Raw genomic sequence first — 25,283 nt, 5'->3', positions numbered from 1 at the left:
CTGCTCACCCCGCGACTGCCGCCTTCAGCTTGTCGGTCAGGTCGGTGCGCTCCCACGGGAAGGCATCGCCCTCGGCGGTGCGGCCGAAGTGGCCATAGGCCGCGGTCTGCTTGTAGATCGGCTTGTTGAGGCCGAGGTGGGTGCGGATGCCCTTGGGCGTCAGGCGCACAAGCTGCGGGATCGCCTGTTCGATCGCCGCTTCGGTCACGCCTTCGGCCGCGGTGCCGTGCAGGTCGACATAGATCGACAGCGGCTCGGCGACGCCGATCGCATAGCTGAGCTGGATCGTGCAGCGGCGCGCAAGGCCCGCAGCGACGATGTTCTTGGCGAGATAGCGGGTCACATAGGCCGCCGAACGGTCGACCTTGGTCGGGTCCTTGCCGCTGAACGCGCCGCCGCCGTGCGGGCTCGCGCCACCGTAAGTGTCGACGATGATCTTGCGGCCGGTCAGGCCCGCGTCGCCGTCGGGGCCGCCGATCTCGAAACGCCCGGTGGGGTTGATGTGATAGACGGTGTTCGCGGTCAGCAGTTCGGCGGGCAGCACGTCGGCGATCACGCCGAGCACATATTTGCGCAGCTCCTGATATTTCGCTTCGTCGCCTTCGCCGCCGTGGAAGAAATAGCCCGGCGCGTGCTGGGTCGACACGACGATCGCGGTCGCCTCGACCGGACGTTCGTTGGCATAGCGCAGCGTGACCTGGCTCTTGGCGTCGGGCTCGAGGAAGGGCGCGGTGCCCGCCTTGCGGTCGGCGGCCATGCGCTCGAGGATCTTGTGGCTGTAATCGAGCGTCGCCGGCATCAGGTCGGGGGTCTCGTCCGACGCATAGCCGAACATGATGCCCTGATCGCCCGCTCCTTCGTCCTTGTCGGCGCTCTCGTCGACGCCCTGCGCGATGTGCGCCGACTGGCCGTGCAGGTTGTTCTCGAAGCGGAACTCGTTCCAGTGAAAACCCGACTGCTCATAGCCGATGTCCTTCACCGTCTTGCGGACGGTTGCCTCGATCTCGTCGAGCGCACCCGGCGCCCATTCGCCGTCCTCGAACACGCCCTTGCAGCGGATTTCGCCCGCCAGCACGACAAGCTGCGTCGTGGTCAGCGTTTCGCATGCGACGCGCGCTTCGGGATCCTTCGACAGGAACAGGTCGACGATCGAATCCGAAATCTGGTCGGCGACCTTGTCGGGGTGACCTTCGGAAACGCTTTCGGACGTGAAGAGGAAGCTGTTGCGCATGGGGGCCTTCTCGGAATCGGTAGAGGGGAATCGAATATAAAGGATGCTTTATGTGGCTGCGCTGTTAGCGCCCGCGCTGCCGAAAGGCAATGGCGGCCGCGAGCAGCAGCAGCGCGAACGCGACCGGCAGCATGTTGCCATGGCGTGCGAAAGGCGTCGGCGCGTGCGCCTTCGGAACGAAAGCGTCGATGCGCCCGGCCTCATGCATCAGCAGCGAAGCGAGAATGCGTCCGTCGGCGTCGATCACCGCGCTGATCCCGGTCGGGGTCGCGCGGATGACCGGCAGCCCTTCCTCGATCGCGCGCAGCCGTGCCTGCGCCAGATGCTGCGGCGGACCCCAGCCACCGAACCAGGCGTCGTTCGACGGGTTGAAGATGAAATCGGGGCGGTGCGCGCGGTCGACGACCTGACCCGAAAAGATGATCTCGTAACAGATCTGCAGTCCCGCCCTGCCGAAACGGCCGAGGTCGAGCGTGTGCGGCCCCGGTCCCGGCCAGAAGTCGATATCGCCGGGCGCAAGCCGCGACAGGCCGATCGCCGACAGCACCGGCCGCATCGGCAGATATTCACCGTAAGGGACGAGATGCGCCTTGTCGTAGCGCGGGCCGAGTGTGCCGTCGGCATGGACGGTCATCACCGCATTGCGCGCGCCGACGGCCTGCCCCGTCTTGTCGAGTTCGAGCTTGAGCGCGCCGAGAAGCATCACATCGTCGGGGTTCATCAGCGCTGTCAGCCGCGCGCGCGCTGCGGCGGGCGAGCGGTCGTAATAGACGAGCGGATAGCCGGTCTCGAGATAGTCGGGCACCGCCGCCTCCGGCCACAGGATCAGGCGCGGGGTGTCGGATTTCGGCTCCGTCAGCCGGGCGAGCTTTTCGAAATTGAGGTCGGCCTTGTCGCCTTCCCATTTGTCCTGCTGCCCGACATTGGGCTGAACCACGGTGACAGGCACTTTGGCGCCCACGCCGGCAAATTCGGCCATGCTCATGCTGGCCAATCCGTAAAACAGGACCGGAAAGCCGAAAAACAATATGGGCCCCAGCATCAGTGCCGAAAGAAAGGTGCCGTCCTTCAACCCGCCCCGAAAGGCGGTGAACCATCGCGGGGTCTCGCGCAAACCCCAGCCAATCCACAGCAGGGCAAGGCCCGACAGGCCATAGGTTCCTATGGTTTTCGCCGGCCATGTCAGCGAGAGGGGGACGAGAAAGACGCCCAGCGGGTTCCACGCGAAACCTGTAAACACCCAGCTCCGCAGCCATTCGGTCAAGGTCCACAGTGCTGCAAAAGCGAGCACGAACGAGAGGGGCACCCCGGTCTGGACCGGCCCGACCCGCCGTACCAGCCATGCGCCCCATGCCGCCAGTGCCGGATAGACCGCGAGATAGAGCGCCAGCAGGACGACCGCGATCCAGCCGAGCCACGCGGGCATCGCGGCCTGATAGGTGAAGGCGGTCGCGATCCAGTTGAGTCCGATCGTGAAATGACCGACCCCGAAGGCCCAGCCGATCCCGAGCGCGCGCGACCCCTTCGGGCTGCGCACAACCAGCGCCATCAGACCGGCGAAGGCGGCAAGGGTCAGCGGCCAGAGGTTGAGCGGGGCGAAGCCGGTTGCCGAAACGGCGCCGAGCAACAGGGCGACGAGCTTCGGCCAGCGGTCGGCGAAAGCGGCGATGCGGGATGAAGGCGCGGTCACGGGCGCTCTTTAGCCCCGCGTCGCATCGCCCACTAGAGCATATATTTCATCTTGATCGACTGGCGCATGTCGCCCGTCACCGCAAAGCTCGCCGACTTGAAGCTCGGCGGGCCGACGGTGATCGTCGGGTTGCGTGAAAAGCCGAAGCCTTCCTTCGGCAGGAAGATCGCAAGGTCCATCTTGTTGTTGCTGTTCTCGTCGTGGACGACCGCGATCGCATAGGTGCCGGCGGCCGGCGCGTGGATCAGGAAATCTCCCGCATCAGCGGCTTTCACCGCCATCCGCACCGACGCCTTGTCCTTGCTGCAATCGGGAAAGGCCTTGGGATTGGTGGTCAGGCAGACGAGGATCTGGCCCTTGGCGTTGCGCAGGCCGGTGATGCTGACCTCAACGGTCGGCGGCGCGCTCGCGGCGGTCAGCAGCGCGGTCAAAGCTGCCAAGCCCGATATCCGTGCCGCACGCCTTGTCCCAGAAGCGGAAATAAAGCCCATAATTCCCCCGATAGGCCGCATGATGCGCTTCGTGATGCGTCGCCGTTATCAGCCATCTCCCCGCGGGTCCATGCACCAGCGCGCGCGGAAACATCTCCCACCCCATATGATTGCCGACGCCCATGATCGTCATGATCGTCAGGACGAGGCCCAGCATCGCGACATGGATCGGGATCAGGAAGACCAGCGCGGGAATCACGACCGCGCCGGTGATCGCCTCGACCGGGTGAAAGCTCATCGCCGCCCACGCCGTCGGCGGGCGGCTCTGGTGATGCACGGCGTGCGCGATGCGGAACGGCCGCGGCCGGTGCATCCAGCGATGCGTCCAGTAAAACCATGTGTCGTGGATCAGCAGATAGGCGAAGAGGCTCACCGGCAGATACCAGAGCGGAAAAGCGTGCAGATCGGTGTAGATGCGCGTCCAGCCGCGCTCCTGCCACCCCCAGGCGACGATGCCCGCGGGCGCGCCATAGATGGCGGCACTCGCGAGACTCCAGCCGATCTCGCGCTTCATCTGCGGCTCCAGCCCGCGATAGAGGCCGGGGTGTTTGAGCCGGGTCGCGAAGGCAAAGCCGCCGCTGCTCAGCAGATAGCGGACGCCGACGATCAGCGTCATCGCAATCGCGGAGAAAATGATCGCGGCCATGCACGAAGCCATAGCGGCCCGTCGTCGGGCTCGCTAGGGCTGGGGCATGGCGGCGCCCGACAAGGACAGTTGCGACATTGCGATCGTCGGCGGCGGGCTCGTCGGCGGGCTTGCCGCGCTGGCGCTCGCGCGGCGGCGGCCCGATCTCGACGTCCGGCTGATCGAACCCGGCGCGATCGGCGGCAATCATGTGTGGTCCTTCTTCGACGATGATGTCGCGCGCGGCGATCGCTGGCTCGTCGAGCCGCTGATCCGCTATCGCTGGGACGGCTATGACGTCGCCTTTCCGAAATATCGTCGCGCGGTCCCGATGGCGTACAACAGCATCACCGGCGAGGCGCTGGCCGAGGCGGTCACGGCGGTGCTGCCCGCCGGCCGCCATATCGCCAGGTCGGCGATTCTCCTCGGCCCGCAATCGGTTGCCTTCGACGACGGCAGCCGGATCGAGGCGCGGCAGGTGATCGACGCGCGCGGCGTCGGCGACCTCGACGGGATCGACTGCGGCTGGCAGAAATTCGTCGGGCAGGCGCTGCGGATCGCCGGCGGCCACGGGCTGACGCAGCCGGTCGTGATGGACGCGACGGTCGAGCAGCTCGGCGGCTATCGCTTCGTCTATTGCCTGCCCTTCGATGCCGAAACGGTCTTCGTCGAGGACACTTATTACAGCGATGAGGCCGCGCTCGATGTCGCCGCGGTGCGCGAACGCATCGCCGCCTATGCCGCCGCGCGCGGCTGGGAGGTCGAGGCGATCGAGCGCGAGGAGACCGGCTGGCTGCCCGTCGTGATCGCGGGCGATTTCGGGGCGGTCTGGCCGAAGGAAGACGGTGCTCCGCGTATCGGAGTGCGGGCGGGGCGCTTTCACGCGACCACCGGCTATTCGCTCCCCGATGCGGTCCGGACCGCATCTTCGCTCCCCGCCTTGATCGATCGCCCGGATCTTGCGGCGATACTCCGCGATCAGGCCGCGGCGTCCTGGCGGCGCCAGCGCTTTTACCGGATGCTCGGCGCGATGCTGTTCCGCGCCGCCGAGCCCGGACAGCGCTATCGCATCTTCCAGCGCTTCTACCGCCTGTCGCCCGGCCTCATCGCGCGCTTCTATGCCGGCGCGTCGAGTGCGAAGGACAAGCTGCGCATCCTCTCGGGCAAGCCGCCGGTGCCGGTCGGCAGAGCGATCGCCGCGCTCGCGAAGCTCGACTGGCGATGAGCAGGCGCGCGATCGTCATCGGCGCGGGCTTCGGCGGGCTGGCGCTCGCGATCCGGTTGCAGTCGGCGGGGGTCGCGACGACGATCGTCGAGGCGCGCGACAAGCCCGGCGGGCGGGCCTATCATTGGCAGAAGGACGGCTTCACCTTCGACGCCGGGCCGACGGTGATCACCGACCCGCCGTGCCTGCACGAGCTCTGGGCGCTGAGCGGGCAGGATATGGCCGTCGACGTCGAACTCGTCCCGGTGATGCCCTTCTACCGCCTCGACTGGCCCGACGGTTCGACCTTCGACTATTCGAACGACGAGGCCGCGCTCCGCGCCGAAATCGCCAAGCTCAACCCCGCCGACGTCGCGGGCTACGACCGCTTCCTCGATTATTCGAAGGGCGTTTACGAGCAGGGTTATGTGAAGCTCGGCGCGGTTGCTTTCCTCGATTTCGTCTCGATGATCAAAGCGGCGCCCGCGCTGATGAAATATCAGGCGTGGCGCAGCGTCTATTCGATCGTCTCCTCCTATGTGCAGGACGAGCGGCTGCGGCAGGCACTGTCGTTCCACACGCTGCTCGTCGGCGGCAATCCGATGACCACGAGCAGCATCTACGCGCTGATCCACACGATCGAGAAAGACGGCGGCGTCTGGTTCGCGCGCGGCGGGACCAATGCGCTGGTGTCGGGCATGGTACGGCTGTTCGAGCGGCTGGGCGGCGAACTGCGCCTCGCCGATCCCGTGACCTCGATCCACACCATGGAGGATCGGGCAACCGCGGTGACGACGCAAAGCGGCTGGCACGCCGATGCCGACATGGTCGCCTGCAACAGCGACCTGATGCACAGCTACAAGGATCTGCTCGATCATCCGCGCGGGGCCAAGGTGGCGAAGAGCCTCGCACGCAAGCGCTGGTCGCCCTCGCTCTTCGTCGTCCACTTCGGCGTCAAGGGCGACTATCCCGACATCGCGCACCACAGCATCCTCTTCGGCCCGCGCTACAAGGGGCTTCTAAGTGATATCTACGGCGGCACGGTGCCGGAGGATTTCTCGCTCTACCTCCACCACCCCAGCATCACCGATCCGGGCATGGCGCCGCCGGGGCATTCGACCTTTTATGCGCTCGCCCCGGTCGCGCACCTCGGCAAGTCGCAGCCCGACTGGGACGGCGCTTTCGGCACCCGTTTCGCCGACGCGATCCTCGACGAGGTCGAGCGCCGCGTCGCGCCGGGCCTCCGCGCCAACCTCGTCACCCGCTTCCACTACACGCCGCAAGATTTCGGCCGCGACCTGTCGGCGCATCTCGGCAGCGCGTTCAGCCTTGAGCCCTTACTCTGGCAAAGCGCCTGGTTCCGTGCGCACAATCGCGACGACAAGATCGAAAATCTCTATTTCGTCGGGGCCGGTACGCATCCGGGCGCTGGCATTCCCGGCGTCGTCGGTAGCGCGAAGGCAACGGCGGCGCTGATGCTGGAAAGCGGATAGCCCCTTTACTTTCCCGTCATTCCCGCGAAGGCGGGAATCCAGCTGGACCCCCGCCTTCGCGGGGGTGACGAATATGATAGAGTGACCAGATGAAACGCCTTGCCGTCTATTGCGGGTCCGCGACCCCCGAAGATCCGATCTATATCGAAACCGCGCGCCACGTCGGCCGGACGCTCGCCCAGCGGGGCATCGGCGTCGTCTATGGCGGCGGCCGCCTCGGGCTGATGGGCGCAGTCGCCGACAGCGCGCTCGAAGCCGGCGGCGAAGTCATCGGCATCATTCCCGAAGCGCTCGTCGGCGCCGAGGTCGCGCACCGCGGCTGCACCGAACTGCACGTTGTTTCGGGTATGCACGAGCGCAAGAAGATGTTCACCGACCTCTCGGACGGCTTCCTCACCATTCCGGGCGGCGTCGGCACGATGGACGAATTGTGGGAAGCGATCAGCTGGGCGCAACTTGGCTATCACAGCAAGCCCGTCGGTCTGCTCAACGCCGCGGGCTTCTACAACGAGCTGATCGCCTTCAACCGCAAGATGGTCGAGGTCGGCTTCATCCGCCCGGCGCACGCCGGGATCATGATCGTCGACGCCGGGCTCGACGAGCTGCTCGACAAGATGGCGACCTACGAACCGCACAAGACGATCTTCGCGATGAAGGCCGAAAATCTGTAATGACGGGGGCGGGGGCCTATGACGCACATGCCCTCCACGGTTTCGCGCACGACAGCATCGCGCGCGGATCGAAAAGCTTTGCGCTCGCGAGCCAGCTGTTCGACCGGATCACCCGCGAACGCGTTTGGCTGCTCTACGCCTGGTGCCGCGCTGCCGACGACCTGACCGACGGACAGGATCATGGCGGTGTGATGAAACCCGGCCACGATCCGGCGGCGGCGGTCGCGCATATCCGCGCGCAGACCGGGCGCGCCTTTGCCGGTGAGCCCACCGGCGAACCCGCATTCGACGCGCTCGGCTTTCTGCTGACCGAGATCGCGATCCCGCGCGCCGTGATCGACGACATCGTCGCGGGCTTCGAGCTCGACGCAAAGGACTGGCGTCCGCGCAGCGAGGCCGACCTGTTGCGCTATTCCTATCATGTCGCGGGCGCCGTCGGCGTCGCGATGGCGCTCGTCATGGGGATCGACCCGAAGGACGAGACGACGCTCGACCGCGCCTCGGACCTCGGCATCGCCTTTCAGCTCTCGAACATCGCGCGCGACGTCGCCGAGGATGCCGCTGCCGACCGCTGCTATCTGCCGGTCGAATGGATGGTCGAACTCGATATCCCGCCGGGTCAGCATATGCACCCCGCCTATCGCTCGCGGCTCGCGGTGATGGCGAAATGGCTCGCCGAAATGGCCGAGGAATATGAGGCGTCGGCGCGCTGGGGCGCCCGCAAGCTGCCGCCGCGCAGCCGCTGGGCGGTCCTCGCCGCGGCCGGCATCTATGGCGACATTGCGCGCGAAGTGCGCGCGCGCGGCAATCATGCGTGGGATCATCGCGCCGGGTCGAGTCTCTTTGCCAAGCTCGGCTGGGTCGCGCGCGCGGGCTGGTCGGTCCTCCGCCGCCCGCCGCAGCGGCGGATCAGCCGCGACGGCCTCTGGACGCGGCGCCGGGTCGAAGAGGCACCCGCATGAGCGAACTCGAGTGGCTGGCCGCCGCGCTGGTCCTGACCAATGTCGCGCTCGTCGCGCTGCGCAGCGTGTGGAACTATCCCTTCGCGCTCGCGGCGGTGACGCTCTACGCCTTCGTTTTCTTCGAGGCGAAGCTGTACAGCGACATGCTGCTCCAGGGCTTTTTCTTCGTGCTCAACCTCTATGGCTGGGCGGCGTGGCTTCGCGCCCGCGACGATAGTGGGATACCCGTGGGGTGGATGACGCAGCGCGCCCGCGCGATCTGGGGTGTGGTGACAGTCATCGCGTGGGTGATCTGGAGCGCGGCGATGCACCGCTTCACCGATGCCGTCGCGCCATGGATCGACGGCGCGATCGCGATGCTCAGCATCACCGCGCAATGGCTCCTCGCGCGCCGCCGGGTCGAAAGCTGGTGGCTGTGGATTCTTGTCGATCTGATCGCGGTGCCGCTCTTCGCCTGGCGCGGGCTCTATGCGACAAGCATAGTCTATGTGCTGCTGCTCGGTCTCTCGGTCGACGGGCTGATCCAGTGGCGCCGCGCCGCCGCGGCTGGTACGGCGCCCGCATGACGCGGCACATCTGTCTCCACGGCGCCGAAAGCACCGGCAAGTCGACGCTTGCGCCGCGGCTCGCGTTCAAGCTCGGCGCGCTGGTCGTGCCCGAGTATGGGCGGACCTATTGCGAGGCGAACGGCACCGATCTCGACGAGGTCGACCTGCTCGCGATCTTCGATGGCCATATCGCTGCGACCGAGGCGGCGCTCGCGCAGGATCCCGACTGGCTCGTATCGGACACCGACCCGCTGATGACGCAGGCATGGGCGATCATGCTGCTCGGCCGCCGCCTCCCCGAAATCGATCTGTGGGACAAACCCGCCGATCTCTATCTCGTCCCCGCGATGGATTTGCCCTGGCAGGAAGACGGCACCCGCCTGTTCGGCAGCGACCTTGCGCGGCGCCAGTTCATGGACGTCGCGATCGGCGAACTCGAACGCCGCAAACTCCGCTGGGCGTGGGTCGAGGGCGACGGCAACGAGCGCCTCGACAACGCGCTCGCGGCGATTCAGGCGGCGGGGCTTATCTGAAGCGCGTTGCCGTCGGATGATCGGCTTTGGGTGGAGAGCGGCCGTTGCAGGAGCGAGCTGGTGTCCCCTCCCGCTTGCGGGAGGGGCAGTGAGGCTTGCCAGCTTGCTGGCTAGCCGCAGCGGGGTGGGTTGATCGCAACGTCGCTGCCCACCCCCGACCCCTCCCGCAAGCGGGAGGGGAGAAGAACGTACACAACCGGTCGTTTCCAAACCTTCGTCATCCCGGGCTTGACCCGGGATCCGCCTTCTTTTGCGCAACGTCGAAAGACAAGGCAGGCCCCGGATCAAGTCCGGGGTGACGGTAGAGGAGAGCCGCCAACCCATGTGATCCCCGGCGAAAGCCGGGACCCATCATGGGGTGGCGCAACTGGGCCCCGGCTTTCGCCGGGGTACACACCAGCTAGGTCCGCAATCGGTCGGAAGCCGCCCTTCACCCCGCGTAAGCATCCCTCAATTCGCGCTTCAGCACCTTGCCGATCGCGCTGCGCGGCAATTCGTCGACCACCGTGATCGCGCTCAGGCGCTGCGTCTTGCCGACCTTCGCATTGCAATCGGCGCGCACGCTCTCCGCATCGGCGCCGGGTTTCAGCACGACGAACGCGACCGGGGTCTCGCCCCATTCCTCGCTCGGCATCCCGACGACCGCTGCCTCGACGACGCGTTCGTCGGCAAGCAGGATGCCTTCGAGGTCGCTCGGAAAGATGTTGAACCCGCCCGAGATGATCATGTCCTTGGCGCGGTCCATCAGCGTCAGGAAGCCGTCCTCGTCGATCCGGCCGATATCGCCGTGGCGGTAGAAGAGATTTCCTTCGGTATCGTACCAGTGCATCGCCTTGGTCGCGTCGGGACGGTTGTTATAGCCTGTCATCATCGCCGGCGAGCGTCCGACGACTTCGCCAACCGATCCCTGCGGCAGCTCGTTGCCGTCCTCGTCGATCACCTTCGCCTCATGTCCCGGCGCGGGCTTGCCGACGGTGTGCAGCTTGTCGGGGAATTGATGCGCCTCGAGGATGAACGCCGCGCCGCCTTCGGTCATGCCATAGATTTCGACGAGACCGCCCGGCCAGCGCTTCAGGACGTCGGCCTTCAGCGTCGCCGGAAAGGGCGCCGAGGTGCAATATTTGACGACGAAGCTCGACAGGTCGAACCGCTCGAAGTCTTCGAGCGCCATGATCCGGCGATATTGCACCGGAACGAGCATCGTGTTCGTCGCGCGTTCGCGTTCGGCGAGTTCGAGGAACCCGCGCGCGTCGAATTTCTTCATCAGCACAACCTGCCCGCCCGACCCGACCGTCGGCAGAAAGCTTGCCATCGTCGTGTTCGAATAGAGCGGGGTCGACAGGACCGTCACCGCAGCGGGGCCATAGGCGGGCTTGCCGCGCTGGATATGCTGCCACCGCATCGCGTGGCTGTGGACGATGCCCTTCGGGGTCCCCGTCGTGCCCGACGAATAGATGATGTTGAAGCCGTCGAGCGGATCGATCGCGACGGGTTCGGGCTTTGCATCCGCTGGCGCCATCCACGCGTCCAGCGGCGTGCCGGCATCGCTGCCATCCATCGCAATGCGGTCGGTTGCGGTGACGTGCTGACCCTCGAGGCTGGCCGCGGCCGCAGCATCGAGGAACAGGTGCCGCGCGCCCGTATCGGCGATCATCGCAGCCATCTGTTCGCCGGTCGCGCTGTTGGTGATCAACCCCGCGACTCCTCCGGCCCGGAGCGTGGCGAGGATCGTCGCCATCTGCTCGACGCTGTTCAGTCCGGCGATCGCCGTCCTGTCGCCCTTGACGAAACCGTCGGCCTGTAACCGCGCGGCAATGCGGTCCATCGTTGCGTCCAGTTCGGACCAGCTCAGCCGCCGGACCGGGTCGGCCGCGGCTATGTCGTTGGGGCGCTCGGCCGCGAAGGCACGGACGAGATCGGGCAGGGTCGCGAAGTCGCTGTCGAGCATCTTGTCACTGGTCATGGCCACCGGGTTAGCACAGGAACTGTGTGGTGCAATGCCGACCGAAACGACAATTGCGGGCAAGCACGGGCGATGGACTGGAACGCGATGAGGCCGTCGAACTGCCGGGGGGAAAGCGAAAGGGGCCCGCTCGTTGCGGTCTATCACAGCACAGCTGCACGGGCGGAGGCGCTTGGGACCGCCGCCGTAGCGGCAGGCTATGAGATACGGATTCTGCCGCCGCCGATTGCGGGACTGCGTCCGTGGCTGGACTGCTGTTTCGATCTGGTCGCGATCAATCCCTTTAATGAATGGCAGGACCCGGTCGAATTCGTCCGGCTCATCCGGACGGTCGCGGCGCGGCGGCCACTGCTCGTCTTTTCGGATCGCGATTCGCCGGACGACCGGATGAGCGCCCTGAATGGCGGCGCCGACGATGCTGTCGGCTGGACGGACAATCTTCCCGAATTGCTCGCACGCATAACCGGCCTGCTTCGGCGAAGCCGGATTGCGGCGGGGCAGTTGGGCGAGGGCGAACTGCGCATCGACCTGATCGATCGCCGTGTCGAGCGCGCCGGACGACTGATCCGGATGCCGCTCCGCGAGTTCGACCTGCTCGCCAATCTCGCGCGCGTTCCCGGACGCCCGGTCTCGCGGGCCGCTTTGCTGAAAGCGGTATGGCGGATCGATTTCGATCCCGGCACCAATCGGGTCGAAGTGCATATGTCGCGGCTGCGCGCCAAGATCGACCGCGGCTTCGCGTGGCCGATGCTGCGCACGATGAAGGGGCTCGGCTATGCGCTCTTCTCGCACCCGGATTGACCGCGACATCGCCGATCCTGTCCGGCGATTTGACGCTTCTTGACCGCAATATTTTCATTCGTCCCGGCCTGCTTGACCGAAAGTTTCAGTTTGCTACGGGTCTTGGACATAAAGAAACCAGCAAGCCCCTTTGGAGAGATCGCCCGATGCACCCCTCGACCTATGCCGCGACCCACCCCGACAAGCCCGCAATCATCGTCGCGGAGACGGGCGAGACGATCAGCTATGCCGAGCTTGACGCCGCGTCGAACCGTGCCGCCCAGCTCTTCCGCGCGCACGGGTTGGGGCATGACGATGTCGTCGCTTTCATGCTCGAGAACACGCCGCATTATTACGGGCTGACCTGGGGCGCGCAGCGTGCCGGGCTGCGCTATGTTTGCATCTCGTCGCGGCTGACGCAGGACGAGACCGACTATATCCTCGAAAATTCGGGTGCAAAGATCCTCGTCGTGTCGGCTAGCCTTGCCCCCGCCGCGTCGCAGTTGACGACGCAGATCGAGCGCTATGCGATGGGCGGAGAAATTCCGGGCTGGCCGAAGATCGAGGATGAGCTGGCGATGATGCCTGCGGAACGCATCGCCGACGAGCGCGCGGGCGTCGACATGCTCTATTCGTCAGGGACCACGGGGCGTCCCAAGGGTGTCAGGGTTCCGCTGCCTGCCGAGCCAGCGATCGATGCGCCGAACAGTCTGGTGTTGCTGGCAAATGCGGCGTTCGGGATCAACGCCGACAGCGTCTATCTCTCCCCGGCGCCGCTCTATCACGCAGCGCCGCTACGCTGGTCGATGACCGTCCACCGCCTCGGCGGCACCGTGGTGCTGATGAAGAAGTTCGACCCCGAGGGAGCGCTGGCGGCGATCCAGCACTATCGTTGCAACTGCGCGCAGTTCGTTCCGACGCATTTCGTGCGCATGCTGAAGCTGCCCGATGCCGTCCGCGCGCAATATGACGTGACCTCGATGAAGAGCGCGATCCACGCCGCGGCGCCATGTCCGATACCGGTCAAGCAGGCGATGATCGACTGGTGGGGGCCGGTGCTGCTCGAATATTATGCCGGCTCGGAGGGCAATGGCATGACCTTCGCGACCAGTCAGGACTGGCTCGCGCACAAGGGCACCGTCGGTCGCCCGATCCTTGGTGCGTTGCACATCGTCGGCGAAGACAATGAGACCGAATTGCCGGTGGGCGAAGAGGGCGCGGTGTTCTTCGAAAGCGAAAATGTCTTTGAATATCATGATGATCCGGAAAAGACGGCGTCGAGCCGCAATGCCAGGGGCTGGTCGACCCTCGGCGATGTGGGCAAAGTTGATGAAGACGGCTTCCTCTATCTCACCGACCGCAAGAGCTTCATGATCATCTCCGGCGGCGTGAATATCTATCCGCAGGAGATCGAGAATCATCTCGTCACCCACCCCAAGGTTGCCGACGTTGCGGTCGTCGGGGGCCCGCACGAGGAAATGGGCGAAGAAGTGATCGCCGTGATCCAGCCCGCCGACATGGCCGATGCGACCGAGGCGTTCCGCGATGAGCTGATCGCCTATGCCCGCGAAAAACTTTCGGGCGTCAAGATTCCCCGTCGGATCGACTTCCTCGAAGCGCTTCCGCGCCACGACACCGGCAAGCTGTACAAGCGCCTGCTCCGCGATCAATATTGGGAGAAGGCGAAGGCTGGAGCCTGAGCGATGACCGCACGTGTCGAATTCTTCTTCGATCTGTCGAGCCCGTGGACCTGCCTTGCTTTCCACAATCTGCCGGGCGTTCTCGAACGGACGGGCACGACGGCAATCTATCGCCCGATCCTCGTCGGCGGCGTGTTCAACGCGGTCAATCCCGCTGTTTATGCCGCGCGCGAGCAGGCCGATAATCGGCGGTTGCGGCACAGCTGGAAAGTGCTGAAGGACTGGGCGCGGCTCGCGGCCGTGCCGATGAACTTTCCGTCGCAATATCACCCGGCGAAAAGCGTGCAGGCGATGCGCTTTGCAACCGCGCTCGAAGCGGATCAGGCCGCGCTCTTGAAGTTCGCGCGTGGGGCGTTCGCAAGCTATTTCGACCGACAGGAAAACCTCGACGATCCGGATGTGCTCGAAGCGGTTGCGAATGCCGAAGGACTGGATGGCGCATCGATCCGCGCCGCCGCGGGTTCCGACGAGATCAAGGCGCGGCTGCGCTCGAATACCGAGGAAGTGGTTGCGCGCGGCGGCTACGGTTCGCCGACGATCTTCGTCGACGGCACCGACATGTATTTCGGCAACGACCAACTGCCGCTCGTCGAAGCGGCGCTGAAAAGGACTCCCCGATGAAAGACCGTATCTCGATCACCATGCTGGAGGACGGCATCGCCGATGTCCGGCTGATCCGTGCCGACAAGATGAATGCGCTCGATGCCGAGATGTGGTCGGCCCTTGCCGAGGCGATCGATCAATTGAAGGCGACAGCAGGCCTGCGTGTCGTCGTCCTCTCGGGCGAGGGACACGCTTTCTGCGCCGGGCTCGACCTGTCGAGTCTCAGCGCCGAGCGCGATCCCGGCGCGAGCAGCGCCGGCGGGACGCTGTCCGACCGGACGCGCGGCCTGTCGAACAACGCCCAATATGCCGCATGGGGCTGGCGCGAACTGCCGGTGCCGGTGATCGCAGCGGTGCATGGCGTCGCGTTCGGCGCGGGCAGCCAGATCATGGCCGCCGCCGACATCCGGATCATCCATCCCGACACGCGGATCGCGATCATGGAAATGCGCTGGGGCCTTGTTCCCGACGTTGCCGGCATGGCGCTGTGGCGCACGCAGGTCGCGGACGATGTGCTGCGCGAGATGATCTATACCAACCGCGAGTTCACCGGCACGGAGGCCAAGGCTCTTGGTTTTGCGACGCATGTGTCAGATGATCCGCTCGCGCAGGCGATGGAACTGGCGCAGATGATCGCGAACAAGAACCCGCACGCGATCCGCGGGGCGAAGCGGCTCTGCAATATACTCGCCGACGCGACCGACGCCGAAATCCTTCAGGCCGAAAGTGACGAGCAGGTGAAGGTCATCCGTACCCCCAACCAGATGGAGGCCGTGATGGCGCATATGCAGAAGCGAAAGCCGGACTTCGCCGACTAGAGCAGGCTCAGGAAGCGGGCGGCGTTGTGCCATTCGGCTTCGCGCAGGGCGCGTGCCTTTTGCGCCTCGCCGTCGGCGCCCCAGCGCCGTTCCTGATACAGTTCGTCGAGGCTGACGGCTTCCCAAAGCCCGGCCGGCGTAAAGGCCTTTTCGATCAGCGCGAGGCCGGCGATGAGCGAGCCGCCGATCGTGACAAGCAAAGTGAGCGGCGCGAGCCGGAACGGGTCGTGCGACAGCACGGCCCCGCGTAAGGTCTCGACGGTCGGGCCGGGTTGATTGATCGGAAGCACACCCTCGGCCAGTGCGAATTCCACGCCGTACCGTTGCTCGGCCCAGGCGAGCAGCGGATTCCATATGGCAATCTGTTCGGCTTGCAGCGCCGGATCGCGGTCCTCGCGGTAACAGAAAAGCTCACTTTCGGCATAGGCTGCGATCGGTTCGGCGAAAGCGGCCGGGTCGGCGCCTGCGATGTCTATCGCGGCGTTGGCGATCCCGGTTAGCGGCATGCGCGCGGGATCGATGTCCTCGCCGACCGCATTCCATTCCTCCGCAATCGCCTCGGCGAGCGCTGGGCTTTCGACGACCAAGGGAGCGCGCTTGGGCGTACGGACGGGGCGGCCGTCGAGCGCGATGCCCCATCCGCCGTCCTCGCGGACGGTTTCGGCCTGCTTCCAGAAACGTTTCATAGGGACTTGGGCGATCGCCAGCGGCGCGCGAGGATTTTGGGCATGATCGCGAAGTCGAAAACGCCGGCGAGGACGACCGCGACGCCGATCCAGCGATCGGTCGGCTGCCCTGCGAGGGTGATGGCACCGCGGATCAGGACGAATCCGGCAAGAATCAGGAGCGCGCCCATCAGGCGCATCGCGGCGATGGCAAAGAAGCGCTTCTTGGCGAGGGCGTCGTCGGTCTGGGACATGGCTTGATCCTATCGGCTGCCGAGCTGGCGCATCAGGTGCGCGAGCGCACCATGGCCGCTCGCTTCGATCCCGGCGGCGACGCGCTCGCGTTCGTCGGGGACCTTGTTCTGCGAGAGTTTGAGTGTCGAGCGCCACGCGACGATCCGCATCTCGAAGCCGGTGATCGCGCCCGCCATCTTGCTGAAGAGAGCGGGGTTCATCTTGTCGCGGGTCCACGGCGGGTTGGCGCCGACGCGTCCCTCATGCTGCGCCGAAAGCGTGTCGAGCTGTGCAACCAGTTCGGCGTCGTCGAGCTTGCGGATGACGCCTTCCATCTCGATCGCGACATAGTTCCACGTCGGCACCTGGTCGGGCGCGGCATACCAGCTCGCGCTGACATAGGCGTCGGGGCCCTGCACGACGGCGAGCGCGGAGGCGCCGTCCAGATGCTTCGTCAGGCCGTTGCCGCGCGACAGGTGGAATTGCAGCGTCGTCGCATCGTCGCTCAGCACCACCGGCGCATGGGCGACGCGCGGGCCGTCGGGCGTGCCGGTGAAGATGCCTGCGAAGGCGATCTCGCGCACGAACAGCGCGGGCAGGTCGTCCTGTTTCGGGCGGAAACCGGGATCGGGGTGCATCAGCGCGGCTTCCGCGGTGCGGGCTTCGCAGGCTTGCGTGCGCCGGGCTTGGCCGAGCCGCGTTTCGGTGGTGCCTTGGCCTTCGGCTTGGGCTTGCCGACATGATCGGTCGGCTTGCTCGTCGCCGTTCGCCCGCGCCGTTCGCCGCGGCGCGCCTTGCGGATCTGCTTGCTATGCGCTTTCGCTGCGGCCTTTTCGACCGCCTTGGAAGGCGGGCCCTTGGCGACGTCGTCGATGCCGATATCGCCCAGTAGGGTGTCGAAGCCGAGCGCGTCGAGGCTCGCGGCGAAATGTTCGGGCACCTCGGCACTGATATCGATCGCGCCGCCGTCGGGATGATCGATGCGCAGCCGGCGGCTGTGCAGATGCATCTTGCGGCTGATCGTCCCGGTCAGGAATGCGCCCTTGCCGCCATATTTGCCGTCGCCGACGATCGGATGGCCGATCGCCGCCATATGGACGCGCAGCTGGTGCGTGCGCCCCGTCAGCGGCTGCAATTCGACCCACGCCGCGCTGTTCCCGGCGCGCTCGATGATCCGGTAGCGCGTCTTCGACGCCAGCCCCTTTTCGTCGACATGCATCTTCTCGCCGCCCGATCCGGGCTGCTTGGCGAGGGGCAGGTCGATCTCGCCCTGCGCGATGTCGGGAACCCCGACGATGATCGCCCAATAGGTCTTCTTCGCACTGCGGTTCGAAAAGCTCTTGGCGAAATAGGCGGCGGCGCGCGGGGTTCGTGCGATCAGCAGCGCGCCCGACGTATCCTTGTCGAGCCGGTGGACCAGCTTGGGGCGCACCGGCGCTTCATATTTCAATGCGTCGAGCAGGCCGTCGACATGCTGCTCGGTCTTGGTGCCGCCCTGCGTCGCCAGCCCCGGCAGCTTGTTGATCACCAGCGCGCTCGCATCGCGGTGGATCAGCATCGACTCGGCTAGCTCGATATCGGCCTCGGTCAGCGGGCGACCCTTGCGTGCCGGGCGCGCCGCGGTTTCGACCGGCGGCGTCGGCATGACGAGCTTCTGCCCGGTCTCGATGCGGTCCGAGACGTCGGCCTTCTTGCCGTCGAGTGTCAGTTGCCCCGACCGAGCCCAGCGCGCGAGCAGTGCGTGCGGTGTTCCCGGCCGGTGACGCTTGAACCAGCGGTCGAGGCGGATGCCGTCGTCTTCCTCGGCAATGGTTGCGCCGTCCATGCTCATGCCGGCACCTGACGCATCAACAGGAGGCCAAGCCCGCACGCGACGAGGGCGCCGATCACCGAGGCGAGGACATAGGCTGCGGCCTGTCCGGTCTGGCCGCGCTCGAACAGCAGCCAGAATTCGAGGCTGAACGAGGAGAAGGTGGTGAAACCGCCGAGCACGCCGACGCCGAAGAAGAGCCGCGCGGTATCGCTGCCGCCGCTGCCGCGCGCAAGCGTGCCGATCAGCAATCCCATCAGCAGGCTGCCGGCGATATTGATCGACAACGTCCACCACGGGAAGCCGGGACCAAGGCGTGCGAGCATGATCTGCCCGACGAGGTGCCGCGCGCCGGCGCCAAGCGCGCCGCCGATCATCACAGGAAAAAGGCCGTTCATGACGCTCGCCCTAGCCGCAAAAGGCCGCAAGGCAAAGCGGTGTCGCTCAGGCATCGGGCGAGGCAATGGTACCCGCTGGACGCTCGTGCGCGGCACGCCAGTCGGCAGGACGGGAAAAACGGCCCCGCCAGATGCCGCGCCGACCGGCCCGCGCTTCGGCTTCCTCGATCAGATATGCATCGTCCGTCGCCACGGCCCAGCCCTGTCGTACCATTTCGGCGCCGAGATCGACGCCGTCAGGGAAGGGTTGCGTCCGGCACGCGGCGAGTGTCCGTCTGTAGATATCCTTTGCCGTCAGTTCACAGTACAGCGGGCCCCGGCCGGCGATGCTTTCGAGGGCCGAGCGCGCTTCACGGCCGCATGGCCAGCGACCGCCGTCTTCGGATCCGCAATCCTGGCGATATTCGACAGCGTCGAGGCCGGTAAGTCGGATCGTGACCTGCTCGGCACCCCGCCTTACCGCCAGGCTGTCGCCGTCGATCACGTGCGTCAGCGGGGCAATGGTCGCCGGAGGCGGCATCCATGTCCATACGCCCCATGCAAGTCCCGCCAGCAACAACAGTGCAAGAAACGACCGGAAACGCCGGAGCCAGCGCGCGCGGGTGAGAGGCGAAAGTGGCATGGTATTCGCGTGCCGTTCCGCCCGCCGCTTGGCAAGGGTGAAGAAGGGGTTGACGATAAGAACAAACAGGGTCCAAAATGGACCAGACTTCCGGCGCGCCGTTCACGCCGACTCAGGAACTTCGGCGGCTTGGGTCCGAATTGGCGGCGAATGCGAACGAACAAAAGGCGAGTGTCGCCGGAACGGCTGCATAAGGACGCCGGGGTGGAGTGGGTGAGCAGGGGACGCGATATGAAACACGCGATTCAGGACCAAATTTTTCCGTCGGTACGGCCAAGCGCCGGAGCGGGCGAAATATGGAATCGGGCATCGGTTTCGTCATTGCTGTTTATAGGGTCGCCGGAGCAGGCGAGCCAACTCGATGCGATGGACGGGATCCGGCTGTCCGTCGTGACATCCGCTGTGGCAGCCGGTCACCTGCGCGCTATGCCGGTCGTCGACATCGTCTGGCTGGCGGCAGCGGAAGCTGCCGGAGCCGAAGATGTTGCGGGGATTCTCGATGCGGCTGCGGACAGGCGCTGCGGCCTGGTGTGCGAGGCTCCGCTTGCGGCGCTCGACCGACTGGCGGCTTGTGTTCCCGAGGGCATCCGGGTCGAGTGGCTCGTCGATGCCGACCCGACCGATCGGCGAATTGCGCTGGCCGCGGCAAGACGTGACCATTATCCCGCGGTTCACGAGATTACCCGCGATCCTGCTATGGAGCGGATCGACCGCCTGCAGGAAGAGGTCGCGCGGATTTCGCGCCTGCTCGGCGATCTTGCAGCGCAGCGCAGCGGGCTGCCCGGTACGCCGGTGAGCTATGGGTCTGCGGGTGAGGATTATGACGATTATGGGGGGCAGTTCCGCGCTCCGCCGCGCGATTTTTCGGCAATGCCGCGCAGTTTCGTCCCTGAAGAACGCACGATCGAGCGACAGCGCGCGAAGGCCGTACGGAAGATGCTGCGGCAGCGGCGGATGCGCGAGCAATATTTCCCCGCCGACCTGTTCGCCGACCCGGCGTGGGACATGCTGCTCGACCTTTATGCCGCGAGACTCGAACGCCAGCCGGTGTCGGTATCGAGCCTCTGCATCGCTGCGGCGGTCCCGGCAACGACTGCGCTACGCTGGATCAAGACGATGACCGATGCGGGTCTTTTTGTTCGTGAAGCCGATCCGCACGACGGTCGGCGTATCTTCATCGCGCTGGCCGAAGGAGCCTTCGACGCGGTCGCCCGCTATTTCGAGGCGCTCGACGAATAGGGCGTGCTTGCCAGCGCGGGCAGCTTGTGGCAGGGGCGCGCTTCCCTTCGGGGGCGCTTAGCTCAGTTGGTAGAGCATCTCGTTTACACCGAGAGGGTCGGCGGTTCGAGCCCGTCAGCGCCCACCATTCCCTCCCTTGTTGTATCGGCCTGACCGGCTAAGGGTCTTTCCAGTTCGGAAAGGTCGCCCCCATGAAACGCCTGCTCGCCATTCTCGCTTTCGTACTTCCCGTCCTGGCGTCGCCAGCCTTTGCGACGCCGCAGCGAGGCGACATCATTATCCGTCACGTAACGGTGATCGATGTCGAACGGGCACAGACTGTGGCCGGACAGGCCGTGGTGTTGAAAGGCGGCGACATTGTCGCGGTCGGCGTCGACGCGTCGGTCGCCAGGGACTGGAGCGCGAAGCAGACCGTCGAAGGCGAGGGGCGCTACCTGATCCCCGGGCTTTGGGACATGCACGTCCACTTCGGCGGCGGGCCTGACCTCATTGAAGAGAATAAGGCACTGCTCCCGCTCTATGTCGCGAACGGCATCACGACGATCCGCGATTGTTCGGGCGACCTTGCCGATCAGGTGCTCGCATGGCGCAGCGAGATCGCAGCGGGCAGGCTGTTCGGTCCGCGGCTGCTCACGTCGGGCGCCAAGATCGAGGGAATCGCGCCGGTCTGGAAGGGGACGATCGAGGTCGGCAGCGAAGCGGACGTCGATGCGGCGCTGGCGCGGCTGTCGGAGCGCGACAAGGTCGATTTCGTCAAAATCACCGACAATACGCTGAAGCCCGAGCTCTTCCTCTATGCGTTGCGGCAGGCGAAAGCGCTCGGGATCCGGACGTCAGGACATATTCCGATGGCGCTGACCGTCGATCAGGCGGTCGATGCGGGGATCAGTTCGATCGAGCATCTCGACTATGCCTATAATGCCGGCGCGAAGGGCGAGGCGGCGATCGCCGCCGATTTCGCTACGGGCCGCATCGACCGTGCAGAGGCGAACCGCCGGCTCGACGCCGGGTTCGATCGCGAGACGGCGATGGCGGCGTATCGGCGTTTCGCAGCGAAGGGTGTGTCCGTGACCCCGACACTCAACGGCAGCCGCATTCTCGCTTACCTCGACCGCGACGATCATTCGAAGGATGCGGGCCTCGCCTATATCGGCCCGAAGCTCCGCAAGACCTATGACTGGCGGATCGAGCGTGCGGCGAAGGCCGATGCCGCGGCGATTGCGGCGCGGCACAAGCAGATCGAGGATATCGCGACGATCCTGCCGATGCTCGCCGAGGCGGGCGTGCCGATCATGGCGGGGACCGATGCGGGTTTCCTCAACAGCTTCAACTATCCGGGTTTCGGGCTGCACGACGAGATCGAGCTGTTTACCGCGAAGGGGCTGACGCCCGCGCAGGCGCTAACCTCTGCGACGCGAGCCGGTCCGGCATGGTTTGGCTGGCTCGATCGCTATGGCGCGATCAAGCCCGGCATGGCGGCCGATCTGGTGCTGCTGACGAAGAATCCGCTCGAGGATATTGCTGCAACGCGCGCGATCGACGCGGTGGTGATGCGGGGCGCGGTCTATGACCGCGCGGCGCTCGACAAGATGCTCGCCGGTACGCGCGCGAAGGTCGCGGCGTGGAATGCCGAGGCCGCGAAGCCTCAGTGAGCGAGTGGCGTGCGGCGCGCGCGCCAGACGATGCTGATCGTGAACAGGCCGATGCCGGCCCAGACGACATTGAGCACCGCGGACGGGATCGCGCCATTATAGCCCGAGTTGATCACGAAACCCGCGGCGCCGATCACGTTCATCCATTGATAGATATAACCGCGCGCTTCGAGCTTGCCGAGCGAGAGCAGTACATAGGCGGCGAGGATCAGCACCGCGGCTGCCCAGCCGATGACTTCGATCGCGATATGCAGCGCGTCCATGTTCCGTCCTTTGGGTAGAGGGTGCGCCTAGCGCATCATCGTGCGTTCGAGCGCCTCGACCGCATCCTTCGCTTCCTTGAGGCCAAGCCCGGTTGCGTCGCGTAGCCGCTTGATCGCCTCGATCTTGCGGTTCTGGCGGATCAGTTCGCGAATGCCCTCGTCATCGATCGCGATGTCAACCGGGACGGCAGGTCTTGCGGCGATGGGCCGCGAAAAGGTTTGCGGCGGACCCGTCAGATCGCGCCCGCGGCCGCGCCGCGTCGCGAGGATCAGCCCCACGCCACAGAGGAAGCCGAGGGCGAAGAGGAGGAACCCGCTCATCGCCCTCGTTTACCTCACGCCGCGAGCTTGCGCAGCACGTAGTGCAGGATGCCGCCGTTCATATAATATTCGACCTCGTTTGCCGTATCGATGCGGCAGAGCGTGTCGAAGGCGAAGGTCGAACCGTCGGCGCGGGTGACGTTCACGGTGACCGTCTGGCGCGGCTTGAGGTCCGCAACACCGGTGATGGTGAACTGGTCGTCGCCGGTCAGGCCCAGCGTCTCGCGGCTCTGGCCTTCGAGGAACTGCAGCGGCAGCACGCCCATGCCGACGAGGTTCGAGCGGTGGATGCGCTCAAAGCTCTCGACGATCACGGCGCGGACGCCGAGCAGGTTGGTGCCCTTTGCGGCCCAGTCGCGCGACGAGCCGGTACCATATTCCTTGCCCGCGATGACGACGAGCGGCGTGCCGTCGGCCTTGTGGCGCATCGCGGCGTCGTAGATCGGCATGACCTCCGAACCGTAGCGCGACATGCCGCCTTCGATGCCGGGGACCATTTCGTTTTTGATGCGGATGTTGGCGAAGGTGCCGCGCATCATGACGTCGTGGTGGCCGCGGCGGGCGCCGTAGCTGTTGAAGTCGGCCTTGCTAACCTGATGTTCCATAAGCCATTTTCCGGCCGGCGAGTCCGCCTTGATGCTGCCGGCAGGGCTGATGTGGTCGGTCGTGATGCTGTCGCCGAGGATCGCGAGCGGCTTGGCGCCCACGATATCCGACACCGGCGCCGGGGTCATCGACATGCCCTCGAAGTACGGCGGGTTCGCCACGTACGTCGAGCCCGCACGCCACTGGTAGGTGTCCGAACCCTCGACCTCGATCTTCTGCCAATGCTCGTCGCCCTTGTAGACATGGGCGTAGCGCGCCTCGAACATGTCGCGGTCGACCGCGCCCTGAACCGTCTCGGCGACTTCCTGGTTGGTCGGCCAGATGTCCTTCAGATACACGTCGTTGCCCGACTGGTCCTGCCCGATCGGGGTGGTGGTGAAATCCTCGATCACCGTGCCCTTGAGGGCGTAGGCGACGACAAGCGGCGGCGACGCCAGGAAGTTTGCGCGCACGTCGGGCGACACGCGGCCTTCGAAGTTGCGGTTGCCCGAGATCACGGCCGCGGCGACGAGGCCATTCTCGTTGATCGCCTTCGAAATCGGTTCCGCCAGCGGGCCCGAGTTGCCGATGCAGGTGGTGCAGCCATAGCCGACGAGGTTGAAGCCGATATTGTCGAGATGCTTCTGCAGCCCGGCCTTCTCCAGATAGTCGGTGACGACCTGCGACCCCGGGGCGAGCGAGGTCTTGACCCACGGCTTGGGCTTCAGCCCGAAGGCGTCGGCCTTTTTCGCGACGAGCCCCGCGGCGACAAGCACCCCGGGGTTCGAGGTGTTGGTGCAGCTGGTGATCGCGGCGATGGTGACGTCGCCGTCGCCGATGTCGAAATCCTTGCCCTCGACCGGCACGCGCGTCTGCGCCTTTTTGTAGGTGTTGACCATGTCGGCGTTGAACACATCGTCGACATCGGGAAGCGAGACGCGGTCCTGCGGACGCTTCGGCCCCGCGAGCGACGGTACGACGGTGCCAAGGTCGAGTTCGAGTGTGTCGGTGAAGATCGGGTCCGCGGCGCCCTCGACGATCCACAGCCCCTGCGCCTTGGCATAGGCCTCGACCAGCGCGATATTCTCTTCGCTGCGGCCAGTCAGGCGCATGTAATCGAGCGTCTTGTCATCGACGCCGAAGAAGCCGCAGGTCGCGCCATATTCGGGCGCCATATTGGCGAGCGTCGCGCGGTCGGCGAGCGACAGCGACGACAGGCCGGGACCGAAATATTCGACGAAGCGGCCGACGACGCCCTTGGCGCGCAGCATCTGCGTCGCGGTGAGCACGAGGTCGGTCGCGGTGACGCCTTCCTTCAGCGCGCCGGTGAATTTGAAGCCGACGACTTCCGGGATCAGCATCGACACGGGCTGGCCGAGCATCGCGGCCTCGGCCTCGATCCCGCCGACGCCCCAGCCGAGCACGCCGAGGCCGTTGATCATCGTCGTGTGGCTGTCGGTGCCGACGCAGGTGTCGGGATAGGCGACGGTTTCACCCGACGCATCGTCGCTCGACCACACCGCCTGCGCGATATGCTCGAGGTTGACCTGGTGACAGATGCCGGTGCCCGGGGGAACCGCCTTGAAATTGTCGAGCGACTTCGATCCCCATTTCAGGAAGTCGTAACGCTCGCCGTTGCGATAATATTCGATTTCGACATTCTGCTCGAACGCCTTGGGATGGCCGAATTCGTCGACCATGACGCTGTGGTCGATGACGAGGTGGACGGGGACGAGCGGGTTGATCTTGGTCGTGTCGCCGCCGAGCTTCGCGATCGCATCGCGCATCGCGGCGAGGTCGACGACGCAGGGCACGCCGGTGAAATCCTGAAGCAGCACGCGCGCGGGGCGATACTGGATCTCGCGGTTCGAATGCGGGTCCTTCTGCCAGTCGACCAGCGCCTGCACGTCGTCGGTCGAGACGGTGAAGCCGCCATCCTCGAAGCGCAGCAGATTTTCGAGCAGCACCTTCATGCTGAAGGGCAGGCGCGACACGTCGCCGAGCTTCGCCGCGGCCTTGTCGAGCGAATAATAAGCGTAATTCCTGCCGCCGACGCTCAGCGTCGAACGGGTACCCAGCGTGTCGTTGCCCGTGGTCGTCATAGGATTGCAGTCCCCATGTTGGCGCGGCGGGGAAATGACGCCGATGCCCGTTCGGGAGAGCGGGGCAAGCGGAGTCGCAC

At 65.7% G+C, this 25,283-nt stretch carries 26 protein-coding genes and 1 tRNA gene; 13 read left to right on the top strand and 14 right to left on the bottom strand.

Annotated elements, in window-relative coordinates:
- Positions 1 to 4 precede the first annotated feature (4 nt).
- The 4 genes from metK to L7H23_RS08105 form a co-directional block, all read right to left on the bottom strand.
- The gene (gene metK / locus L7H23_RS08120) at positions 5 to 1,231 is read right to left on the bottom strand and encodes a methionine adenosyltransferase (protein WP_237838837.1); all 1,227 of its coding nucleotides are present in this window, start codon (positions 1,229 to 1,231) and stop codon (positions 5 to 7) included.
- A 64-nt stretch (positions 1,232 to 1,295) separates the two neighbouring features.
- Positions 1,296 to 2,921 carry an apolipoprotein N-acyltransferase gene (lnt, locus tag L7H23_RS08115; RefSeq protein ID WP_237838836.1) on the bottom strand — a complete coding sequence of 542 codons (1,626 nt, stop codon included), beginning with the start codon at positions 2,919 to 2,921 and terminating at the stop codon, positions 1,296 to 1,298.
- 32 nt (positions 2,922 to 2,953) lie between these two features.
- Entirely contained in the window at positions 2,954 to 3,361 is a 408-nt protein-coding gene (locus tag L7H23_RS08110) for a DUF2141 domain-containing protein (RefSeq protein WP_237838835.1), read from the bottom strand.
- Positions 3,309 to 4,058: a sterol desaturase family protein gene (locus L7H23_RS08105; protein ID WP_237838834.1), complete on the bottom strand. Its 750-nt coding sequence runs from the start codon at positions 4,056 to 4,058 to the stop codon at positions 3,309 to 3,311. Before L7H23_RS08105 ends, L7H23_RS08110 begins: the two co-directional genes overlap by 53 nt.
- Positions 4,059 to 4,104: 46 nt before the next feature.
- Between L7H23_RS08105 and crtY the strand changes: the two genes are divergently transcribed.
- From crtY to L7H23_RS08075, 6 genes are all read left to right on the top strand, one after another.
- Positions 4,105 to 5,262 carry a lycopene beta-cyclase CrtY gene (crtY, locus tag L7H23_RS08100; protein ID WP_237838833.1) on the top strand — a complete coding sequence of 386 codons (1,158 nt, stop codon included), beginning with the start codon at positions 4,105 to 4,107 and terminating at the stop codon, positions 5,260 to 5,262.
- Positions 5,259 to 6,734, top strand: coding sequence for a phytoene desaturase (locus L7H23_RS08095; protein ID WP_237838832.1), 1,476 nt, complete (start codon positions 5,259 to 5,261; stop codon positions 6,732 to 6,734). Before crtY ends, L7H23_RS08095 begins: the two co-directional genes overlap by 4 nt.
- 89 nt (positions 6,735 to 6,823) lie before the next feature.
- Positions 6,824 to 7,405, top strand: a complete 582-nt coding sequence (locus L7H23_RS08090; protein ID WP_237838831.1) for a TIGR00730 family Rossman fold protein — start codon at positions 6,824 to 6,826, stop codon at positions 7,403 to 7,405.
- Complete coding sequence (locus L7H23_RS08085) at positions 7,405 to 8,367, top strand: phytoene/squalene synthase family protein (RefSeq protein WP_237838830.1); 963 nt, start codon at positions 7,405 to 7,407, stop codon at positions 8,365 to 8,367. Before L7H23_RS08090 ends, L7H23_RS08085 begins: the two co-directional genes overlap by 1 nt.
- Positions 8,364 to 8,933: a nicotinamide riboside transporter PnuC gene (gene pnuC / locus L7H23_RS08080; RefSeq protein ID WP_237838829.1), complete on the top strand. Its 570-nt coding sequence runs from the start codon at positions 8,364 to 8,366 to the stop codon at positions 8,931 to 8,933. The genes L7H23_RS08085 and pnuC overlap by 4 nt, the downstream gene beginning before the upstream one ends.
- Entirely contained in the window at positions 8,930 to 9,448 is a 519-nt protein-coding gene (locus L7H23_RS08075) for an AAA family ATPase (protein WP_237838828.1), read from the top strand. Before pnuC ends, L7H23_RS08075 begins: the two co-directional genes overlap by 4 nt.
- Before the next feature lie 430 nt (positions 9,449 to 9,878).
- Here L7H23_RS08075 and L7H23_RS08070 read toward each other — a convergent pair whose 3' ends face one another.
- Positions 9,879 to 11,411: a class I adenylate-forming enzyme family protein gene (locus L7H23_RS08070; protein WP_237838827.1), complete on the bottom strand. Its 1,533-nt coding sequence runs from the start codon at positions 11,409 to 11,411 to the stop codon at positions 9,879 to 9,881.
- 72 nt (positions 11,412 to 11,483) lie between these two features.
- Between L7H23_RS08070 and L7H23_RS08065 the strand changes: the two genes are divergently transcribed.
- The 4 genes from L7H23_RS08065 (at position 11,484) to L7H23_RS08050 (ending at position 15,312) form a co-directional block, all read left to right on the top strand.
- A complete protein-coding gene (locus L7H23_RS08065; RefSeq protein WP_237838826.1) occupies positions 11,484 to 12,212 on the top strand; it encodes a response regulator transcription factor in 729 nt (242 codons plus the stop codon).
- A gap of 146 nt (positions 12,213 to 12,358) precedes the next feature.
- Positions 12,359 to 13,891, top strand: a complete 1,533-nt coding sequence (locus L7H23_RS08060) for an acyl-CoA synthetase (RefSeq protein ID WP_237838825.1) — start codon at positions 12,359 to 12,361, stop codon at positions 13,889 to 13,891.
- Positions 13,892 to 13,894: 3 nt separating this feature from the next.
- Entirely contained in the window at positions 13,895 to 14,512 is a 618-nt protein-coding gene (locus L7H23_RS08055) for a 2-hydroxychromene-2-carboxylate isomerase (protein ID WP_237838824.1), read from the top strand.
- Positions 14,509 to 15,312, top strand: coding sequence for a crotonase/enoyl-CoA hydratase family protein (locus L7H23_RS08050; protein WP_237838823.1), 804 nt, complete (start codon positions 14,509 to 14,511; stop codon positions 15,310 to 15,312). The genes L7H23_RS08055 and L7H23_RS08050 overlap by 4 nt, the downstream gene beginning before the upstream one ends.
- On the opposite strand, the gene L7H23_RS08045 is transcribed toward L7H23_RS08050, so the two are convergent.
- From L7H23_RS08045 to L7H23_RS08020, 6 genes are read right to left on the bottom strand one after another with little or no spacing between them, the layout of a single operon-like run.
- Positions 15,309 to 15,998, bottom strand: a complete 690-nt coding sequence (locus tag L7H23_RS08045; protein WP_237838822.1) for an ATP12 family protein — start codon at positions 15,996 to 15,998, stop codon at positions 15,309 to 15,311. The genes L7H23_RS08050 and L7H23_RS08045 overlap by 4 nt on opposite strands.
- Positions 15,995 to 16,231: a hypothetical protein gene (locus L7H23_RS08040; protein ID WP_237838821.1), complete on the bottom strand. Its 237-nt coding sequence runs from the start codon at positions 16,229 to 16,231 to the stop codon at positions 15,995 to 15,997. Before L7H23_RS08040 ends, L7H23_RS08045 begins: the two co-directional genes overlap by 4 nt.
- 9 nt (positions 16,232 to 16,240) lie before the next feature.
- Complete coding sequence (locus L7H23_RS08035; protein ID WP_237838820.1) at positions 16,241 to 16,849, bottom strand: FMN-binding negative transcriptional regulator; 609 nt, start codon at positions 16,847 to 16,849, stop codon at positions 16,241 to 16,243.
- Positions 16,849 to 18,042 (bottom strand): RluA family pseudouridine synthase, encoded by a 1,194-nt coding sequence (locus L7H23_RS08030; protein WP_237838819.1) that lies wholly within the window; start codon positions 18,040 to 18,042, stop codon positions 16,849 to 16,851. Before L7H23_RS08030 ends, L7H23_RS08035 begins: the two co-directional genes overlap by 1 nt.
- On the bottom strand, positions 18,039 to 18,419 hold the full coding sequence (gene crcB, locus L7H23_RS08025; RefSeq protein WP_237838818.1) for a fluoride efflux transporter CrcB: 381 nt from the start codon (positions 18,417 to 18,419) through the stop codon (positions 18,039 to 18,041). The genes L7H23_RS08030 and crcB overlap by 4 nt, the downstream gene beginning before the upstream one ends.
- A gap of 46 nt (positions 18,420 to 18,465) precedes the next feature.
- Positions 18,466 to 19,041 (bottom strand): thermonuclease family protein, encoded by a 576-nt coding sequence (locus L7H23_RS08020; RefSeq protein WP_237838817.1) that lies wholly within the window; start codon positions 19,039 to 19,041, stop codon positions 18,466 to 18,468.
- 366 nt (positions 19,042 to 19,407) lie between these two features.
- Between L7H23_RS08020 and L7H23_RS08015 the strand changes: the two genes are divergently transcribed.
- From L7H23_RS08015 to L7H23_RS08005, 3 genes are all read left to right on the top strand, one after another.
- On the top strand, positions 19,408 to 20,280 hold the full coding sequence (locus tag L7H23_RS08015; RefSeq protein WP_237838816.1) for a MarR family winged helix-turn-helix transcriptional regulator: 873 nt from the start codon (positions 19,408 to 19,410) through the stop codon (positions 20,278 to 20,280).
- 51 nt (positions 20,281 to 20,331) lie between these two features.
- Positions 20,332 to 20,407, top strand: a tRNA-Val gene (locus L7H23_RS08010).
- 64 nt (positions 20,408 to 20,471) lie between these two features.
- Positions 20,472 to 21,932, top strand: coding sequence for an amidohydrolase family protein (locus L7H23_RS08005; RefSeq protein WP_237838815.1), 1,461 nt, complete (start codon positions 20,472 to 20,474; stop codon positions 21,930 to 21,932).
- Here the strand turns inward: L7H23_RS08005 and L7H23_RS08000 are convergent.
- From L7H23_RS08000 to acnA, 3 genes are read right to left on the bottom strand one after another with little or no spacing between them, the layout of a single operon-like run.
- Complete coding sequence (locus tag L7H23_RS08000) at positions 21,926 to 22,195, bottom strand: hypothetical protein (protein ID WP_237838814.1); 270 nt, start codon at positions 22,193 to 22,195, stop codon at positions 21,926 to 21,928. The genes L7H23_RS08005 and L7H23_RS08000 overlap by 7 nt on opposite strands.
- 27 nt (positions 22,196 to 22,222) lie before the next feature.
- On the bottom strand, positions 22,223 to 22,516 hold the full coding sequence (locus tag L7H23_RS07995; protein ID WP_237838813.1) for a ribosomal protein L7/L12: 294 nt from the start codon (positions 22,514 to 22,516) through the stop codon (positions 22,223 to 22,225).
- 14 nt (positions 22,517 to 22,530) lie between these two features.
- Positions 22,531 to 25,203 (bottom strand): aconitate hydratase AcnA, encoded by a 2,673-nt coding sequence (gene acnA, locus L7H23_RS07990; protein ID WP_237838812.1) that lies wholly within the window; start codon positions 25,201 to 25,203, stop codon positions 22,531 to 22,533.
- Between the last annotated feature and the right edge of the window lie 80 nt (positions 25,204 to 25,283).

This window comes from Sphingopyxis sp. BSN-002, from assembly GCF_022024275.1.
Taxonomy (GTDB): domain Bacteria; phylum Pseudomonadota; class Alphaproteobacteria; order Sphingomonadales; family Sphingomonadaceae; genus Sphingopyxis.
This window is presented reverse-complemented; position numbering and strand designations above follow the sequence as displayed.

Excerpts from the sequence above, each read along its gene's own strand:
- metK (WP_237838837.1), bottom strand. The coding sequence starts at position 1,231 with ATGCGCAACAGCTTCCTCTTCACGTCCGAAAGCGTTTCCGAAGGTCAC.
- L7H23_RS08105 (WP_237838834.1), bottom strand. The coding sequence starts at position 4,058 with ATGGCCGCGATCATTTTCTCCGCGATTGCGATGACGCTGATCGTCGGC.
- crtY (WP_237838833.1), top strand. The coding sequence starts at position 4,105 with ATGGCGGCGCCCGACAAGGACAGTTGCGACATTGCGATCGTCGGCGGC.
- L7H23_RS08095 (WP_237838832.1), top strand. The coding sequence starts at position 5,259 with ATGAGCAGGCGCGCGATCGTCATCGGCGCGGGCTTCGGCGGGCTGGCG.
- L7H23_RS08090 (WP_237838831.1), top strand. The coding sequence starts at position 6,824 with ATGAAACGCCTTGCCGTCTATTGCGGGTCCGCGACCCCCGAAGATCCG.
- L7H23_RS08085 (WP_237838830.1), top strand. The coding sequence starts at position 7,405 with ATGACGGGGGCGGGGGCCTATGACGCACATGCCCTCCACGGTTTCGCG.
- pnuC (WP_237838829.1), top strand. The coding sequence starts at position 8,364 with ATGAGCGAACTCGAGTGGCTGGCCGCCGCGCTGGTCCTGACCAATGTC.
- L7H23_RS08075 (WP_237838828.1), top strand. The coding sequence starts at position 8,930 with ATGACGCGGCACATCTGTCTCCACGGCGCCGAAAGCACCGGCAAGTCG.
- L7H23_RS08070 (WP_237838827.1), bottom strand. The coding sequence starts at position 11,411 with ATGACCAGTGACAAGATGCTCGACAGCGACTTCGCGACCCTGCCCGAT.
- L7H23_RS08065 (WP_237838826.1), top strand. The coding sequence starts at position 11,484 with ATGGACTGGAACGCGATGAGGCCGTCGAACTGCCGGGGGGAAAGCGAA.
- L7H23_RS08060 (WP_237838825.1), top strand. The coding sequence starts at position 12,359 with ATGCACCCCTCGACCTATGCCGCGACCCACCCCGACAAGCCCGCAATC.
- L7H23_RS08055 (WP_237838824.1), top strand. The coding sequence starts at position 13,895 with ATGACCGCACGTGTCGAATTCTTCTTCGATCTGTCGAGCCCGTGGACC.
- L7H23_RS08050 (WP_237838823.1), top strand. The coding sequence starts at position 14,509 with ATGAAAGACCGTATCTCGATCACCATGCTGGAGGACGGCATCGCCGAT.
- L7H23_RS08045 (WP_237838822.1), bottom strand. The coding sequence starts at position 15,998 with ATGAAACGTTTCTGGAAGCAGGCCGAAACCGTCCGCGAGGACGGCGGA.
- L7H23_RS08040 (WP_237838821.1), bottom strand. The coding sequence starts at position 16,231 with ATGTCCCAGACCGACGACGCCCTCGCCAAGAAGCGCTTCTTTGCCATC.
- L7H23_RS08035 (WP_237838820.1), bottom strand. The coding sequence starts at position 16,849 with ATGCACCCCGATCCCGGTTTCCGCCCGAAACAGGACGACCTGCCCGCG.
- L7H23_RS08030 (WP_237838819.1), bottom strand. The coding sequence starts at position 18,042 with ATGAGCATGGACGGCGCAACCATTGCCGAGGAAGACGACGGCATCCGC.
- crcB (WP_237838818.1), bottom strand. The coding sequence starts at position 18,419 with ATGAACGGCCTTTTTCCTGTGATGATCGGCGGCGCGCTTGGCGCCGGC.
- L7H23_RS08020 (WP_237838817.1), bottom strand. The coding sequence starts at position 19,041 with ATGCCACTTTCGCCTCTCACCCGCGCGCGCTGGCTCCGGCGTTTCCGG.
- L7H23_RS08015 (WP_237838816.1), top strand. The coding sequence starts at position 19,408 with ATGGACGGGATCCGGCTGTCCGTCGTGACATCCGCTGTGGCAGCCGGT.
- L7H23_RS08005 (WP_237838815.1), top strand. The coding sequence starts at position 20,472 with ATGAAACGCCTGCTCGCCATTCTCGCTTTCGTACTTCCCGTCCTGGCG.
- L7H23_RS08000 (WP_237838814.1), bottom strand. The coding sequence starts at position 22,195 with ATGGACGCGCTGCATATCGCGATCGAAGTCATCGGCTGGGCAGCCGCG.
- L7H23_RS07995 (WP_237838813.1), bottom strand. The coding sequence starts at position 22,516 with ATGAGCGGGTTCCTCCTCTTCGCCCTCGGCTTCCTCTGTGGCGTGGGG.
- acnA (WP_237838812.1), bottom strand. The coding sequence starts at position 25,203 with ATGACGACCACGGGCAACGACACGCTGGGTACCCGTTCGACGCTGAGC.